This window comes from Dyella terrae, assembly GCF_022394535.1.
Classification (GTDB): Bacteria; Pseudomonadota; Gammaproteobacteria; order Xanthomonadales; family Rhodanobacteraceae; genus Dyella.
In genome coordinates, this window is sequence record NZ_CP089414.1 from 1,421,570 (window position 1) to 1,437,576 (window position 16,007).

The 16,007-nt window shown below is 64.8% G+C and carries 14 protein-coding genes and 1 pseudogene; 3 read left to right on the top strand and 12 right to left on the bottom strand.

From position 1 onward, the window contains the following. Window positions 1-10: 10 nt before the first annotated feature. Both trpA and trpB read right to left on the bottom strand, forming a co-directional pair. Window positions 11-811, bottom strand: a complete 801-nt coding sequence (gene trpA, locus DYST_RS05855; RefSeq protein WP_239950698.1) for a tryptophan synthase subunit alpha — start codon at window positions 809-811, stop codon at window positions 11-13. Then, entirely contained in the window at window positions 808-2,016 is a 1,209-nt protein-coding gene (gene trpB, locus DYST_RS05860) for a tryptophan synthase subunit beta (RefSeq protein WP_239950700.1), read from the bottom strand. The genes trpA and trpB overlap by 4 nt, the downstream gene beginning before the upstream one ends. A gap of 106 nt (window positions 2,017-2,122) precedes the next feature. Between trpB and DYST_RS05865 the strand changes: the two genes are divergently transcribed. Continuing rightward, window positions 2,123-3,043, top strand: a complete 921-nt coding sequence (locus DYST_RS05865; protein WP_239950702.1) for a LysR family transcriptional regulator — start codon at window positions 2,123-2,125, stop codon at window positions 3,041-3,043. Between the two features lie 574 nt (window positions 3,044-3,617). On the opposite strand, the pseudogene DYST_RS05870 reads toward DYST_RS05865, so the two are convergent. From DYST_RS05870 to prmB, 9 genes and pseudogenes are all read right to left on the bottom strand, one after another. Continuing rightward, window positions 3,618-4,261: pseudogene (locus DYST_RS05870) on the bottom strand (phosphoribosylanthranilate isomerase). After that, window positions 4,258-5,025 (bottom strand): tRNA pseudouridine(38-40) synthase TruA, encoded by a 768-nt coding sequence (gene truA / locus DYST_RS05875; RefSeq protein ID WP_239950703.1) that lies wholly within the window; start codon window positions 5,023-5,025, stop codon window positions 4,258-4,260. The pseudogene DYST_RS05870 and the gene truA overlap by 4 nt, the downstream one beginning before the upstream one ends. 104 nt (window positions 5,026-5,129) lie before the next feature. Further along, on the bottom strand, window positions 5,130-7,520 hold the full coding sequence (locus DYST_RS05880; protein WP_239950704.1) for a FimV/HubP family polar landmark protein: 2,391 nt from the start codon (window positions 7,518-7,520) through the stop codon (window positions 5,130-5,132). A 204-nt stretch (window positions 7,521-7,724) separates the two neighbouring features. Continuing rightward, a complete protein-coding gene (locus tag DYST_RS05885; protein WP_239950705.1) occupies window positions 7,725-8,015 on the bottom strand; it encodes a hypothetical protein in 291 nt (96 codons plus the stop codon). Then, the gene (locus DYST_RS05890) at window positions 8,015-9,043 is read right to left on the bottom strand and encodes an aspartate-semialdehyde dehydrogenase (RefSeq protein ID WP_239950706.1); all 1,029 of its coding nucleotides are present in this window, start codon (window positions 9,041-9,043) and stop codon (window positions 8,015-8,017) included. The genes DYST_RS05885 and DYST_RS05890 overlap by 1 nt, the downstream gene beginning before the upstream one ends. Before the next feature lie 120 nt (window positions 9,044-9,163). Beyond that, the gene (locus DYST_RS05895) at window positions 9,164-10,177 is read right to left on the bottom strand and encodes a 2-hydroxyacid dehydrogenase (protein WP_239950707.1); all 1,014 of its coding nucleotides are present in this window, start codon (window positions 10,175-10,177) and stop codon (window positions 9,164-9,166) included. 50 nt (window positions 10,178-10,227) lie between these two features. Beyond that, entirely contained in the window at window positions 10,228-11,316 is a 1,089-nt protein-coding gene (gene aroC / locus DYST_RS05900; RefSeq protein WP_239950708.1) for a chorismate synthase, read from the bottom strand. A 35-nt stretch (window positions 11,317-11,351) separates the two neighbouring features. After that, window positions 11,352-11,918: a GNAT family N-acetyltransferase gene (locus tag DYST_RS05905; protein WP_239950709.1), complete on the bottom strand. Its 567-nt coding sequence runs from the start codon at window positions 11,916-11,918 to the stop codon at window positions 11,352-11,354. Window positions 11,919-11,923: 5 nt separating this feature from the next. Next, window positions 11,924-12,868, bottom strand: a complete 945-nt coding sequence (gene prmB, locus DYST_RS05910) for a 50S ribosomal protein L3 N(5)-glutamine methyltransferase (RefSeq protein WP_199179090.1) — start codon at window positions 12,866-12,868, stop codon at window positions 11,924-11,926. A gap of 103 nt (window positions 12,869-12,971) precedes the next feature. Here prmB and asd point away from each other — a divergent pair, with 103 nt between their 5' ends. Next, window positions 12,972-13,817 (top strand): archaetidylserine decarboxylase, encoded by an 846-nt coding sequence (asd, locus tag DYST_RS05915; protein WP_102305043.1) that lies wholly within the window; start codon window positions 12,972-12,974, stop codon window positions 13,815-13,817. A gap of 150 nt (window positions 13,818-13,967) precedes the next feature. Next, window positions 13,968-14,402 carry a hypothetical protein gene (locus tag DYST_RS05920; RefSeq protein ID WP_102305044.1) on the top strand — a complete coding sequence of 145 codons (435 nt, stop codon included), beginning with the start codon at window positions 13,968-13,970 and terminating at the stop codon, window positions 14,400-14,402. A gap of 83 nt (window positions 14,403-14,485) precedes the next feature. On the opposite strand, the gene DYST_RS05925 is transcribed toward DYST_RS05920, so the two are convergent. Continuing rightward, complete coding sequence (locus tag DYST_RS05925) at window positions 14,486-15,994, bottom strand: transglycosylase SLT domain-containing protein (protein ID WP_239950710.1); 1,509 nt, start codon at window positions 15,992-15,994, stop codon at window positions 14,486-14,488. Between the last annotated feature and the right edge of the window lie 13 nt (window positions 15,995-16,007).

Genomic DNA, 16,007 nt, shown 5'->3' on the forward strand with positions numbered 1-16,007 from the left:
CAGCGTGTTCTCAATGCGCATCCAGCGCGGCACGGATGGGCGCCAGGAAATCCTTGGCCCGCGCGGTGACGTCATCGACGCCTTCTGCGCCGGCCAGACGCTCTACCAGCGCACTGCCGATCACCACCGCATCCGCAAAGCCGGCAATGGCCTTCGCCGACTGCGCATCGCGCACACCGAAGCCTACGGCCACCGGCGCTTTCGATTTCGACCGGATATCCGCGACGCGGGTGGCGATGTCGCTGGTGCTCAATCGCGCCGCGCCCGTGATGCCGGCGAACGAGACGTAGTACAGGAAACCCCTCGCCGACCCGCACAACTGCACCATACGCTGGGGTGCGGTGGTGGGCGCAGCCAGCAGGATCTGTTGCAGGCCGGCCTGGCGCAGCGGCTCCAGCACAGCCGATTCCTCCAGCGGGCAATCCACCACCAACACGCCGTCCACGCCGGCTTCGACAGCCTCGGCGGCGAAACGCTGATAGCCGTGGATCTCCACCGGATTCAGGTAGCCCATCAGCACGATCGGGGTATCCGCATCGCGTTGTCGGAACTGCGCAACCCAGCCAAGCACATCACCGAGGCCTACTCCCTTGGCGATGGCGCGCTCACTCGCGTGCTGGATCACGGGGCCGTCCGCCATGGGGTCGGAGAACGGCACGCCCAGTTCGATCACGTCGGCGCCCGCATCCACCAGCGCGTGCATCAGCGCCACGGCGTGTTGCGGCGACGGATCACCGGCCGTCACGAACGGAATGAGGCCGGTGCGGCCTTCGCTCTTCAGCTTGGCAAAACGGCGATCGATGCGGCTCATACCTGCACTCCTTCGCGGGCAGCAATGGTGTGCACGTCCTTGTCGCCGCGGCCGGACAGGTTGCACAGCACGAGTCCATCCTTCGGGTATTCGCGCGCCAGCTTGATCGCCTGCGCCACTGCGTGACTGGACTCCAGCGCGGCAAGGATGCCTTCGGTGCGCGCCAACAGATGAAATGCTTCCAGCGCTTCGTCGTCGGTCACGCCCACGTATTCGGCGCGACCAGCGTCCTTTAGGAACGCGTGTTCGGGCCCCACGCCCGGGTAGTCGAGCCCGGCAGAAACGGAGTGCGTTTCGGTGATCTGCCCGTTGTCATCGCACAGCACGTAGGTGCGGTTGCCATGCAGTACGCCCGGGCGACCCGCAGCCAGCGACGCCGCATGATGCCCGGTAGCAATGCCCTCGCCTGCCGCTTCAGCGCCGACTATGCGTACGCCGTCATCGTTGAGGAAGGCATGGAACAAGCCGATCGCATTGGAGCCGCCACCCACGCAAGCGGTGATCACATCCGGCAGGCGACCGAACTGTTCCTGCACCTGTTCACGTGCTTCACGGCCCACGATGGCGTTGAAGTCACGCACCATCAGCGGATACGGATGCGGGCCGGCCACGGTGCCAATGATGTAGAACGTGTCGGCCACGTTGGTGACCCAGTCGCGCATGGCTTCGTTCAGCGCGTCCTTGAGCGTCTTCGAACCGGAAGTGACGGGCACCACCTCCGCGCCGAGCAGCTTCATGCGGTAAACGTTGATCTTCTGGCGCTCGATGTCCACCGCGCCCATGTACACCACGCACTTGAGGCCAAAGCGCGCCGCTACGGTGGCGCTGGCCACACCGTGCTGGCCCGCGCCCGTTTCCGCAATGATGCGCGGCTTGCCCATGCGGCGGGCGACCAGCGCCTGGCCAATGGTGTTGTTGATCTTGTGAGCACCGGTGTGATTCAGATCCTCACGCTTGAGCAGGATGCGCGCGCCGCCCACGTGCTGGCTGAGTCGCTCGGCGTAGTACACCGGGCTGGGACGGCCCACGTAGTACTTCAGGTCGCGATCCAGTTCGGCGATGAACTCGGGATCCTGCCGCAGGCGCAGGTATGCCTCGGTCAGCTCGGCCAGCGGCGCCATCAGGGTTTCGGCCACGTAGCTGCCGCCGTAGTTGCCAAAGCGGCCGTGTTCGTCGGGGTAGGCGCTGAAGTCGATCTTGCTCATGAGTGCGTCGTGAAAGTCACAAAAGGTGGCGCTCAACGTACCCCAAAGCGCTGGCTGCAAAAAGCGATATCATGGCCGGCATCCGTCAGGAAAACTCACACATACCATGGCCCGAGCGCTGCCCTCGCTGAATGCCCTGCTCGCTTTCGAGGCCGCCGCCCGCCTCGGCAGCGTGAGCCGCGCCGCCACCGAGTTGCACGTCACCCATGGCGCTGTCAGTCGGCATATTCGCGGCCTGGAGGAAGATCTGCGCACCGCGCTCTTCCAGCGCCAGGGGCGCGGCCTGGTGCTAACCCCCGCGGGGCAGCGCCTGCGCGACACCAGCACCATAGCGTTCACCCAGTTGCGGGATACCTGCGAAGAACTGCGCACGGGCACCGCCCACATGCCCTTTGTGCTGGGCTGCCCGGTCAGCCTGCTTGCCCGCTGGATGATTCCCCGGTTGGAGCACCTGATGGCCGAGATGCCGGAGCTGGAGCTGGATCTGCATCTGCGACCGCAGGAGACCGCGTTTGACGAGTCGCTCGCCGGGCTCGACGCCGCTGTGATGGCCGGCGAGCCGCCGTGGCCGCCGGGCTGGCGCGTGCACCCGCTGGCCAACGAACGCATTGGCCCTGTCGCCAGTCCCGCGTTCGCCAAGGCACATCGCCTGGTGCGTAGCCGCCCACAGGCGCTCAACGATCAGGCGCTGCTGCACACGCTCTCGCGGCCCGACGCATGGCCAAGCTGGGCTGAGAGCATGCACTTGCCGGCCAAGCGATTGAAGCCCGGACAGGGCTATCCGCACCTCTACCACATGATCGAAGCAGCGGTGGCCGGCCGTGGCGTCGCCATCGCTCCCGAGCCGCTGGTCGCCGACGATCTGGCCTCAGGTCGCCTTGTGGCGCCCTGGGGGTTTCAGGACATTCGCGCGCAATGGATATTGGCGACGCCCGCTCGCATCTCCGATGTCAGGGCCGAGCCTCTCGCGGCCTGGTTGAAGGCGGCATTCGAGGATCGGCAACGCCGCGACCCGCACGCAACCTGAAGGCGCAACGCGCCTACCATCGCGTGAAGTGCGCAATGACGCATCAATGCGTTGCGATGTCTTGTGCATCAGGCAGATAGGACACCTATCCACAGCGTTTTCCAGCGTGCATCCACAATCGCTGTGGAAAACGTGATGGATTGCCAAGCCGATCAGCATCCTTCGCTCTCGGGGAACGCTCGCGCGAATACGGCACTCATCGACATGAACACACCGCACGCGACAGCACTCGCTGCGCAATTGCGCATCAACGCGTCGCGATGTCTTTCACATCAGGCAGATAGGACACCTATCCACAGCGTTTCCCAGTGTGCGTCCACATTCGCTGTGGAAAACATGGAGTGCTTGCTGTGTCGATCTGCGCTAATGCGGACAGGGCACGTGCCCACGAATCACGCCCATGTGCGGTGACGTTGAACATTTGCGCATCAACGCGTCGCGATGTCTTTTGCATCAGGCAGATAGGACACCTATCCACAGGCTTTTACGGTGTGCATCCACATCTGCTGTGGAAAACACGCACGGCGCCGCGCGTGCAAATCGCGATCAGAGGTAGCGACGAACGATGATGCTATCAGCGAGCCGCGTTCTGCTGGAGCAACGCATCCGCCTCGCGGACGGCATGGATGAAATCCGCCAGCTTGCGCGAATCCTTGATACCGGGCGCCGACTCGATGCCACTGGCGACATCCACGCCCCAGGGGCGCGCAACGCGCACGGCCTCCGCGACATTGTCTGGCGTCAGGCCACCAGCGAGGATCAAGGGTTGCGCCACGTCACGCGGCATCAGCGACCAGTCGAAGGCCTTGCCACTGCCGCCGGCTTCGCCGAGGCCATGCCCATCCAGCAACAGGCCGGATGCGCCGGGATACTGTTGCAGGCGTGGCAGTGCAGACGCCCCTCACCCATGGCAATAGCCTTGAGATAACGGCGCCCGAACTGCGCGCACCATGCGTCCGACTCGGCGCCGTGGAACTGCGCCAGATCCGGCTGGATCGCATCGATAGCTTCGCGTACGAACCCTGCATCGTCGTCCATGAACAACACGACGGTGGTGACGAACGGCGGCATGGCGCGCACGATGGCTTGCGCCTGCTGCACGGAAACACGCCGCTTGCTGCGCGCCGTCAGCACCATGCCGATGGCATCCGCACCCAACTGCGCGGCGAGCAAGGCATCCTCGACACGCGTCATACCGCAGCACTTGATGCGTGTCATTGGCTTGCCTCGGCAGGCAGACCCCATTGCGCTTCATAGCGCGGACCGAGAAAGGTCAGCCCTGAAGCGAGCGCCGTTGGCCCGGCCACTTCCCGGTTTCGTCCTTCCAGCAACGTATGCATCCACGTTACCGGCTGTTCGCCGCGACCGATGGGCAGGAGCGAACCGACGATGTTGCGCACCATGTGGTGAAGGAAGGCATTGGCCTCGATCTCGACGATAACCTGCTCGTCCTCGCGACGCACGCTCACGGCCAACACCTCGCGTCGCGCGTGTTTGGCCTGGCAGGACATGGCACGAAACGCACTGAAGTCGTGTTCACCCACCAGCGCCTGCGCCGCTTCATGCATGCGCGCGGCGTCCAGCGGCAGACGTTCCCAGGTGACATAGCGTGCGTCTAGCGCTGCACGCACCTTGCGGTTGAGGATGCGATAGCGATAACGGCGGCTGCGCGCGGAGAACCGCGCATGGAAGGCAGGCTCCACCGGTTGCGCCCACAGCACCGCGACCGTCGACGGCAGATTGGAACAGGCGCCCAATATCCAACTGCGCATATCGCGCTGCACCTCGGTGTCGAAATGCACCACCTGGCAACGCCCGTGCACGCCGGCATCCGTCCGCCCCGCGCAGGTAACTTCCACGGGATGCGCCGCGACGAACGACAGCGCGCGTTCCACCGCACCCTGCACGGTCTCCCCGTGGGTCAGCCGTTGCCAGCCGGAGAACTCGGTGCCGTCGTATTCGATACCCAGGGCGATGCGCATGAAATCCAGGAAAACAGCCAACAGAAGCGCAAAGGTTAGCAGGCCCGAACGCACACGGGCCGGCAAAAGCCGGCCCGTGTAATCGCGTCACTGGAAAGCGGGTATCAGCGGATGCTTTCGAGCAGGCGCTTGGCCACGTCCTTCTGCATCTGCGTGCCCTCGTGGATGACTTCCTCCAGCATGGCCTGCGCGCCATCCGGATCGCCCATATCGAGGTAAGCGCGGGCCAGGTCGAGCTTGGTGTCCACCGGGTCGTCGGTGAAATGCCCGCCGAGATCGTGGTTCAGCTCATGACCCAGATCGCTGTCGGCGCTCTCGTGGGTAAAGCCATGATCCGCACTGTGCACAGCCACCGGCTTTTCTTCGTGCGCCTCATCGACTTCCGTCTCTGCAAAGCGCCAGGTCGACGCATGGGCGTCGTGTTCCAGTTGCTCTGCTTCGTGCTCCGTCGGCGCCGTGGTGTGGGCAGACGACTGGGCCGGCTTCGGGGTCAGGTCGAAATCGAAGTGATAGCCACTGACCTTCGGCGCATGCTGCACCGACGGCGTCGGGATGGGCGGCATCTCGTCGTCGTGATCCGTGGCATAGGCGCCCAGGTCAAACTGGTCCAACGCCTCATGCCCGCCCTCGGCGTGCGCACGCGGCGCGGCGTGGGCGAACAACGGATGCTCCGGCACCAGGTCTTCGCCCATGTGCATCACGTCTACCCATTCCGGCTGCTGCGGATCGGTGACGTGGGCATGCATGGCTTCCGCTGCGGCCTCGAAATGGTCAACGTCGCGACGGCTGTAGTAGAGGCTGACCAGCTCAAGATGCAGGCCAATGTCGTCCGGATGCTCGGCGAGCTGGTCGAGCAGCTCGTCCTGATCGTGGTCCACGCCATCGACACCGTCATGCGGCACGGTACCGAAGCGGTCGGCCAGTGAGGACGCACCAACCGCTGATGCCGGAGCGGCGGCCTTGCGGCTGCGACCACGCAGGGCGGCCAGCAGGCCCAGCAGGATGACGCCGGCACCGGCGCCCCATGCCCAGGTCTGCATGTACCAGGGTTCTTCCTCGGCAACCGGTGTCGGCTTCGCCGCAGCAGGCTTGGCGGCCGGCTTCGCGGCTTCCGGCTTGGCAGCAGCCACCGGTGCCGAACTGGCATGGGCCGGGGCGCTCGCAGCAGAGGCTGGCGTCACCGCCGCAGCCATCGCTGGCGCGCTTGCGGCGGCGGCCGGCTGGTTGGCCTTGACTACCGTTTCCGCTTCCGGCGCCTTGACCGATGCGGCCTTGGCGGGCGCCATCGCGGCCGTTGCCGCGACGGCAGGCTGGCCAGCCACCTTACGGGCGTCGGCAAGCTTGTGCTGCAGGTCGGCGATCTCGGAGTCCTTGAGCGACAACAGGCGCTCGTTCTTGCCGTTGATGTCTTCGAGGTCTTTCAGACGCGACTTGAGCTCATCGCCCTGCTTGGTCAGCGAGGTCAGAGCTTCTTGGCTGCGCAGCAGATCCTGATGCAACGCCGCCATGCCCTGCTGGGCGGCAGCCTTGTCACCCTTGCTACCGTGACCGGCGGCGTTGTCCGAACCTTCCTTGGCGGGAACCAGGGCCAGATGATCACCAGCCGCGGCAGCAGCAGCGGGCGCCGATGAGGCGTTCGCGCGCGTACCGGCATCGGCAACGGTGGTTGGCACACGGGCGGCGCCAGAGCGCCAATCGCTGTTCTGGCGACGCACTTCGGCCAGGGCGGCCGCGGCGGCCATGGCCTGCGCGTCGTCCTTGGACGGGACGCGGAGCACTGCACCGCTCTTCAGCGCATTGATGTTGTCGCGGTAGAAGGCGTCCGGATTGGACGTCTTCAGGGCGATCAGCATCTGGTTCATGTCCACACCGGCCGGCGCGGTTTCATGCGCGATGGTAGACAGCGTCTGGCCGCTTTCGACAGTGTAGGTGCCACTGGCAGCGGCGCGCGGTGCCGGGGTGGGTCGGGCTGGCTTGGCTTCCGGCGCAGGCGTCGCGGCCGTCGCTTCGCTGCTGGCGGTGGCCGGCGGCGCGGCGCGGTGGGACGACTTGCTGCCGCCGGACTGCGTCGGCGCGCGGGTCGCCGGGACGCTGCTGGCGGCGCTGCCGGGCGGGTCGAGCAGGATGGTGAACTCGCGCAGGCTCTTGCCCGAGGCGTTGTTCACTTCGACCAGCAGGTCGAGATAGGGGTCGTTGACCGGCACGGCGCTGGTGATACGGATCACCTTCTTGCCGTTGGCACCGTCGACCACCGAGAACTGGAGGGAAACCGTCGGGGCCGCCGCCACGCCAGCCTGGGCGGCATCTTCGGAGGAAGCCAGCCGGGCGGTGAGGTTCTGCAGCTCGGCGGGGCTGTCGGGATTGATCGGGATTTCGGCCAGCAGCGGCTGTCCGAGGGCGGATTTCACCTGGATCTGGCCCAGCTCCAGAGCGGCTGCCTGGCTACTGCCGAGGGCGAGCGCCAGCAGTATCGACAGCTTCAGCGAACGATTCATCGTGTTTTCCCCCGAACGACCCCGTGACATTCTTATCGGCACACCGAAACACGGCAGCACCCGCAACGAGGCGTCACTTTAGTTAGATACAAGCCAATCAACAATAGCGTTGATCAGTATTTACAGCACCTTGCTGGCGCTTCTTCTCGTAGGACGATGCCTCCCGGGAAACCAAAAACCCGCTCCCCGGGGGCATCGCCTGCATCAATGCCCGGTCGGCTGGGATGTCGAGTTCAGGGCCTTCAACTGGGCCTGGAGTTCGGCAATGGTCTGGTCCTGCTGCTTGATCTTGGCATCGGAGTCGTGGGATTTGCCCTCCTCCTTCGCCACATCGCCCTGCAGTTGCTTCACCGTCGCCTGCTGCTTCTGGATGGCTTGGTCGAGCTGCTTCTGGTCGCCGGCCGGCGAAGCAGGCGTCGTCGACGGCTGTGCCGCCCGGGCAGGTAGAGCGAACACCAGCGCACACATTACCAACCCGGTCAGCACATGCTTCATTACAGATAGTCCTTGATGAGAAGTTCAGCGATTTGAACGGCGTTGAGCGCCGCGCCCTTGCGGATGTTGTCCGCAACAACCCACAGGTCCAGGCCGCGCTCGTGCGAGATGTCTTCGCGGATGCGACCCACGAAGACGGGATCCTTGCCGGCCGCATCGCTCACCGGCGTCGGGTAGCCACCCGCTTTGCGCTCGTCGATCACGACTACGCCCTCGGCCTGTTCAAGCAGCTCGCGCGCTTGTTCGGCGGTGATCTTGTCGTGGGTCTCGATATGCACCGCCTCGGAGTGGCCGTAGAACACCGGCACGCGCACCGCGGTGGGATTCACCTGGATGGTGGGATCTTCGAGGATCTTGCGCGTCTCCCACACCATCTTCATTTCTTCCTTGGTGTAGCCGTTGGGCTGGAAGTCGTCGATGTGCGGAATCACGTTGAACGCGATCTGCTTGGAGAATTTCTGGGTTTCCACTTCCTGGAAACTGAGCAACGCGGCGGCCTGCTTGCCCAGCTCTTCCAGGCCACTGCGACCCGCGCCCGACACAGACTGGTAGGTCGCCACGTTGATGCGCTCGATGCCCACCGCGCGGTGGATCGGCGCCAGCGCCACCAGCATGCCCATGGTCGAGCAGTTCGGGTTGGCGATGATGCCGCGCGTGGTGTACTCGGCAATGGCATGCGGGTTCACCTCGCTCACCACCAGGGGGATATCGTCCTGGTAACGAAACTCGGAGGTGTTGTCGATCACCACGGCACCGGCCGCAGCGGCACGCGGCGCATGCTCGCGGCTCACCGAACCGCCCGCCGAAAAGAACGCAATGTCGACGCCGTTGAAGTCGAAGTCCGCAAGGTTGCGCACGGTGACCTGTTTGCCGCCGAAGGAGATTTTCTCGCCCGCCGAACGCTCGCTCGCCAACGGCACGAGCTCGCTGATGGGGAATTCACGCTCGGCCAGGATAGCCAGCAGGGTTTCACCCACGGCGCCCGTTGCGCCGACCATTGCCACCTTGTAGCTGCTCTTCTTGCTCATATCCCGTAATCAGGTTGGAGGATGGGGAGAACCGCCCCGATCTCCGCATCTGCGGAAATCTCAGCCGGGGCGGCGCGCAAAACAACAACAAACACGCATGGGCGTGAATGTCATCACGCTTTAATGTACGGACCGGTGGGCCAGAACCGCCGGATTGAGCGGAGTCGGCGGTTTTCCCGCCGCCTCACCGAAGCCCAGCGCGGCAATCACATTGTCCACCGCCAGATTGGCCATGGCGCGGCGGGTTTCTTCGCTGGCGCTGGCGATATGCGGGCTGAGCACGGCATTGTCGAGCGCCAACAGGTCCGGATGAACCTGCGGCTCGCCCTCGAACACGTCCAGCCCAGCCGCCGCCAGCCTGCCCTCGCGCAACGCCACGGCCAAGGCCGCGTCATCGACGATACCGCCGCGGGCAACATTGACCAGCACGGCGGACGATTTCATCTGGGCCAGCTCCGGCGCGCCAATGGCGTGGCGGTTCTCGGGCGTGAACGGCAGCACCAGCACCAGGAAATCCACCTGGCGCAGCAGCTCCGCCTTGCCCACCAAGGTGGCCTTGCACTCGCGCTCCACCATCTCCGGCAGGCGCGAACGGTTGTGATACAGCACCTTCATGTCGAAGCCGGCGGCGCGACGCGCAATGCCCTGCCCGATGCGCCCCATGCCGAGAATGCCCAGCGTGCGGCCGTGCACATCCAGCCCCATCCAATCGTCGAAGCGCATGTTGCTGCCCGGCCACTGCCCCGCCCGCAGCCAGCGCTCCGCTGCACCCACGCGGCGGGCCGCCGTCAGCATCAGTGCCCAGGCGAAATCGGCCACGCTCTCGCTCAACACGTCCGGCGTGTTGCTGGCGAGAACGCCGTGGCGCGTCAGCGCCTCGAGATCAAGATTGTTGTAGCCCACACCCAGGTTGGCGACTGCCTTCAGACGCGTGTTGCCCTCAAGCACCGCCGCGTCAATGCGATCGCCCAGACCCACGACCGCAGCATCGACACCAGCCAGCTTGCGCTTGAGTTCGTCGGCCGAGTGGCGATGCTCCACGGCCTCGGCGTCAACGTCGAAGTGTTCCGCCAGGCGGGCCAGTACGTCGGGAAACAGAGGGCGGGAGACCCATACTTTCGGTTTGACTGTCATCTGCATGCACTTCTTCGTGCTGCGCCAGCCCGCAAGCGGACTGACGCGTTTCAGGGAATGCGGGGAGATACCTCGCCAACATCGCCGCATTGGCCGCGGTGACGAAGCGCTTGATCCATCAGAACGAGGGCCACCATCGCCTCGGCGATCGGCGTCGCGCGAATGCCGACGCAGGGGTCGTGGCGCCCCTTGGTGACCACGTCCACCGGCTCGCCGGCGAGGTTCACACTGCGACCGGGAATGAGGATGCTCGAGGTCGGCTTCAGAGCGATGGAGGCCAACACAGCCTGCCCCGTACTGATGCCACCGAGGATGCCGCCCGCATGATTGGATGCAAAGCCGTCCATCGCCATCTCGTCGCGATGCTGGCTGCCGTGTTGTGCGACCACGTCGAAGCCGTCACCGATCTCCACGCCTTTCACGGCATTGATCGACATCAGCGCGGCAGCGAGTTCGCCATCGAGTTTGCCGTAGATCGGCTCGCCCCACCCTGGCGGCACGCCGTCGGCCACCACGTTGACGCGCGCGCCCACCGAGTCGCCCGATTTGCGCAAGGCGTCCATGTAGGACTCCAGCGTGGCAACCTCATGTGCATTCGGCCAGAAAAACGGGTTCTGCTCGACGGCATCCCAGTCGAACGAGCCGGGCGTGATATCACCGATCTGCGCGAGATAACCGCGCACGCGCACGCCATAGCGCGCGGCCAGCCATTTTTTGGCGACCACGCCGGCCGCCACACGCATGGTCGTCTCGCGCGCCGAGGAGCGGCCGCCACCGCGAGGATCGCGGATGCCGTATTTCTGCCAATAGGTGTAGTCCGCGTGCCCGGGGCGAAAGGTCTGGGTGATGTCACCGTAGTCCTTGCTGCGCTGATCGGTGTTGCGGATCAGTAGCGCGATCGGCGTGCCGGTCGTCTTGCCTTCGTAGACACCGGAAAGGATCTCGACGTCGTCCGCCTCACGACGCTGCGACGTGTGGCGGCTCTTGCCGGTGGCGCGGCGATCCAGATCGGCACGGAACTCTTCCACGGCGATGGGCAGCCCCGGGGGGCATCCGTCGATCACACAGCCAATGGCCGGACCGTGGCTCTCGCCAAACGTAGTGACGGTGAGGAGTTTGCCGAAGGAATTGCTGGACACGGTGCGCGGGTCGTCCGAGGGATAACCCTCACAGCTTACCGCGACGCAGCAAATCCTGCGCCCCTTGCGTGAATCTCGCGCCACTCACGCGCCAGCATGGCAAAGATGACGTCGTCGACCCACTCACCCCGGAACCACAGGCTCTCTTGAAAATGGGCTTCCTGACGCATGCCGACGGCCTTCAGCAGCGCCATGCTGGATGCATTGCGCGGGTCGACGGAGGCGTGCACGCGATGGACGTCCAGCCTGCCGAACAACGCCTGGAACAACCCACCCAAGGCCTCGCGGGCAAAGCCGTGGCCCTGCGCCGAAGGCGCCAGCGTAATGCCGAACTCGGCCTGCTTGTCATCAGAGAGGCAAAACCCGAGATCGCCGATCAAGCTGCCGTCGTCAATGCGACGAATGGCCCGCTGAAACCACTGACCCGGCAACGGCTCGGCGATACCCGATTGGTTACGAATGAAACCCTTCGCCTCGCTCAGAGTCTCGGGCAGCCATCCCTGGTAACGCGACACCTCCGGATCCGCGCGATAGGCGAACAACGCCGCCGCATCGCTTTCGCGCAAGGCATCGAACCATAGTCGTTCCGTCGACAGGTCCATCAGGCTCAACGACCGTGACGGGCCTGTGCCGCCGCGCGAATCGCCGCGGCATGTTCGATCAGGTCGCGGCGTTCCAGCGCAAACACACCCATCGCGCCCACCTTGAACTCGATCCACACGAATGGCACTTCCGGCAGCAGCTCGACCAATTGACGCTCGCTTTCACCGACTTCCACGATGAGCAGACCGTCTTCCGTCAGGTAATCGGCTGCTTCGTCGAGCATGCGCACGCAGATGTCCAGGCCATCCTCGCCCGAGGTCAGGCCGAGCTTAGGCTCGTGGCTGTACTCACCCGGCAACGCGGCGTACTCGTCCTCGGTGACGTACGGCGGGTTCGACACGATGAGGTCGTAGCGACGACCCTTCAGGCCATTGAACAGATCCGACTTCACCGCCTCAACGCGACCTTCCACGTGCTGGAATACGATGTTCTCCCGCGCCAGCGACAAGGCGTCGTCACTGATGTCGACAATGTCGACCTGCCAGTCCGGGTTGTACTCGGCCATGGCGATACCAATGCAGCCCGAACCGGTACACAGATCCAGCGCGCGCTCCACGTGGCGATGATCCAGCCACGGCTGGAAGCCCGACTCGATAAGCTCGGCGATGGGCGAACGCGGCACCAATGCGCGACGATCGCTCTTGAACTTCAGCCCCGCGAACCAGGTTGTGCCGACCAGATACGCCACCGGCAGACGCTCGTTGACGCGGCGCTCGATCAGCGCCAGCACGCGTTCGCGTTCTTCCGTAGTGAGCCGGCCCGCGCCGTAGGCTGGCGGGATATCCGGCGGCAGATGCAAGCTCGCCAGCACCAGATGAGTGGCTTCGTCGATGGGGTTGTCGTGGCTGTGCCCAAAGGTGAGCCCCGCCGCCGAGAACCGGCTGGCGCCGTAGCGGATGAAGTCGATGATGGAGGCGAGTTCGTGGGTCACGGCGGGCACTGGGAGCATCAAAGGGGGCGCAGAGTATAGCCGGTGCAACCCCGTGCGCCCCGCGAAGGGACCCGATGCGCCGCAAGGCGTAATCGGCGCGCGCTTCATTCATACTTGGCGGATGACTTTCAACGTACTCCTGCAATACATCCTGCCCCACCGTGCGTTGTCGCGGGTGGTCTACTGGGCCACGCGCTGGACCTTCAAGCCGTGGAAGAACTTCCTGATCAGCACCATCGTGCGCAACTATCAGGTCAACATGGCCGAGGCAGCGCAACCTGATCCGCTGGCCTACCAGCATTTCAATGCGTTCTTCACCCGCAAGCTGCGGCCCGATGCCCGCCATGCAGACGCCAATCCCAATGCCCTGATCTCGCCGGCAGACGGCAAGATCAGCCAGATGGGCAAGATCGTCGACGGCCGCATCTTCCAGGCCAAGGGCCAGGAGTACACCGCCGCCGAATTGCTCGGTGACGAGGCCAGCGCCGCGCCGTATCGCAACGGCCGCTTTGCCACCATCTACCTGTCGCCGCGTGACTATCACCGCGTGCACATGCCGCTTAAGGGCACGCTGAGGGAAACCGTGCACGTGCCCGGCCGCATCTTCAGCGTGGCACCGTTCGCAGTGGAGGCCATCCCACGCCTGTTCGCGCGCAATGAGCGACTGGTCTGCCACTTCGACGGTGAGCATGGCCCGTTCGTGGTGGTGATGGTCGGCGCCATCCTGGTGTCCAGCGTGGCCACCGTGTGGGATGGTCTGGTGATCCCGCCGTACGCCTCCTCCATCCGCCGCAAGTCCTTCGCCGGGCAGAACATCACGCTGGAGCGCTTTGGCGAAATGGCCCGCTTCAACATGGGCTCGACCGTCATCCTGCTGCTCCCCGAAGGCATGGCAGAACTAGATGGGCTTACACCGCAGCAGGCGGTGCAGGTCGGCCAACGGCTCGGCGAGCAGCACCAGGGCTGACCGAGCCGGCGCGTCAATTTTTTGACGCGCCGAGTGACGCATTTTGTCGTTTTGTGACCTTTTTGGCGCAACCACCCGCCGGGCGCAGTTATGCTCCCGGCCCGGCGGCGCCTTGCGCGTGCCATCCCCAGGTCAGATCGAGGAGAGCCCGTGCGCATCGTCACCCGACTCATCGCCATGAATCGCGGACGCCAGCTTGGCAAGCAGTTCCGTGAGATCGAGCGCCAGATCCAGGCACTACCCAAGCGCAGCCGCGCCCGTCTGGGCACCATGGCATTGCGGGAGATCGGCCAGGCCTCGCGCTGCGACTTCCCCCATCTGTACGGCACGCCGCCGGAAGAACGCTACATGCCGTGGGGCCAAGGCACGGATGTCGGCCTGGCCCGCGCCCGCTCGGACAATGCCGAAGTCGCCATGCGCGGCATCGCCCTATGGCTGGCCGTGGCGTACCACGAAACCAAGAACACCCCGCACCAGAACATCAAGCCGCACCACCGCGACCTGATGCGCCTGCTGCGCGAACTCAAAGAAGACCATCGCGCCGACCCCATGCGCGACTGGATGCAAACCACCGCAGCGGCCTGAGCTCCTCGCCCGCCTCACGAAAAACGCCGCCCTCAAAGGCGGCGTTTTTCGTTGGAGCACCATTGATCGCTAGCGCGATGGCGTCAGCGGCAGGTCGGCAGCTTGAGCACCTGCCCCGGCTTGATCTGGTGATGCTTGAGGTCGTTCATGTCCGACACCTCCTGCAACGACGAGCACCCCACCTTGCTGACGATGCTGGTCAGCGTGTCACCGCGCTTGACCACATAGCTACGCGTGCGCGACGTGCTGCTGGAGCTGCGCGAGGACGATGCCGGCGGCGGAGACGGCGCAGGTGGTGCCACCGGTATCACGGCGGTATGCAGGTCATTGGCCAGAATCGGCCATGGACCATCGGTACAGCGTGCCTCGTACGGTTTCTCCAACACCTTGGGCACCATGATGCGTACCCCCGTCGGCTGCGCCACCTGTGGGTCCAGGCGCGGATTGAGGTTGCGGAGCGTGCGGAACCAGCCATCCTGCATGCCTGCCGCGGAGCCCAGGCACACCGTCAGCTCGGTAAGCGATGCCGGTCGTTTCAGCACGACGCTGCCCTGCGCCCCATCCACGCGCGGGAAACGCAGGTTGTAGCTTTCCGGATGCAGGAACAGCCACGCCGCCGCCAGCACGGAGGGCACGTAGTCGCGCGTTTCCTGCGAGAGCTGGTTGTAGATGGTCGGGTCGTACAGGCTCACCGAAGTGTTGTCGCCCACCAGACGACGCATGCGACCCTCGCCGCCGTTGTAGGCAGCCAGCGTGAGCTCAAGGTTGTTGTTGAACGCCTTGAGCTGTTCGTCCATGTATTCCGCGTTGGCGCGGGCGGATTCGGCGGGGTCGAAGCGCGAGTCGAAACCGTCTTCGGTATTAAGGCCAAAGCGCAGGCCGGTGGCATACATGAACTGCAACGGGCCCGCGGCGCCGGAACGCGACACCGCATGCACCTTGCCGCCCGATTCCTTAGCCATGATGCCGAACAACAGCGCTTCGGGCAGATCCTGCTTCTGGTACTCCGGCCACATCTGATAGCGCAGGAACTGATAGTTGACGTAGGCATCCATCAGGTTGCCGCGCCACTGCGTCAGCCACATCTCCAGCGCGGCCTTCACCGGGCCGTTCATGGCGATCAGTTGCGACAATTGCTGACCGCGAAGCAAGGTCACGCTGCGCTGCGCTTCCGGCAGGCTGGCGGCTCCGGTCTTGCCGGCATCGCTGCCTTCCGGCTGATCGTTGCCCATGCTGCCCAGGTCGTCACCCAGATCGAAGTTGCCGTCCTTCAGACGCAGCAAGCGATCGAACACGGAAAAGAAGCGTTGCGGATCGCAGCCTGGTGTCGAGGGGCAATGCGCGGAGGCGTTTTTCAACTGATCCAACGCCGTGTTCAGCGTCTGCTGCGAGGCCTGGGCGTTGCCGGCGCGCGCCTGCGCGAGCGCCGTCTCGTAGCCCTTGCTGGCCTGGTCCAATTGCGCGTACAGCTGGTTGGCCTGCGGCGTGGCGGCGGGCTTCGTGCCCCCTCCACTTGAACAACCCACCAGCAACAACAGTGCGCCGGCCAGGGGAGCCATGCGCAACGAACGGGGAAAAACAGGGGAAACCATGGACGACTTCACT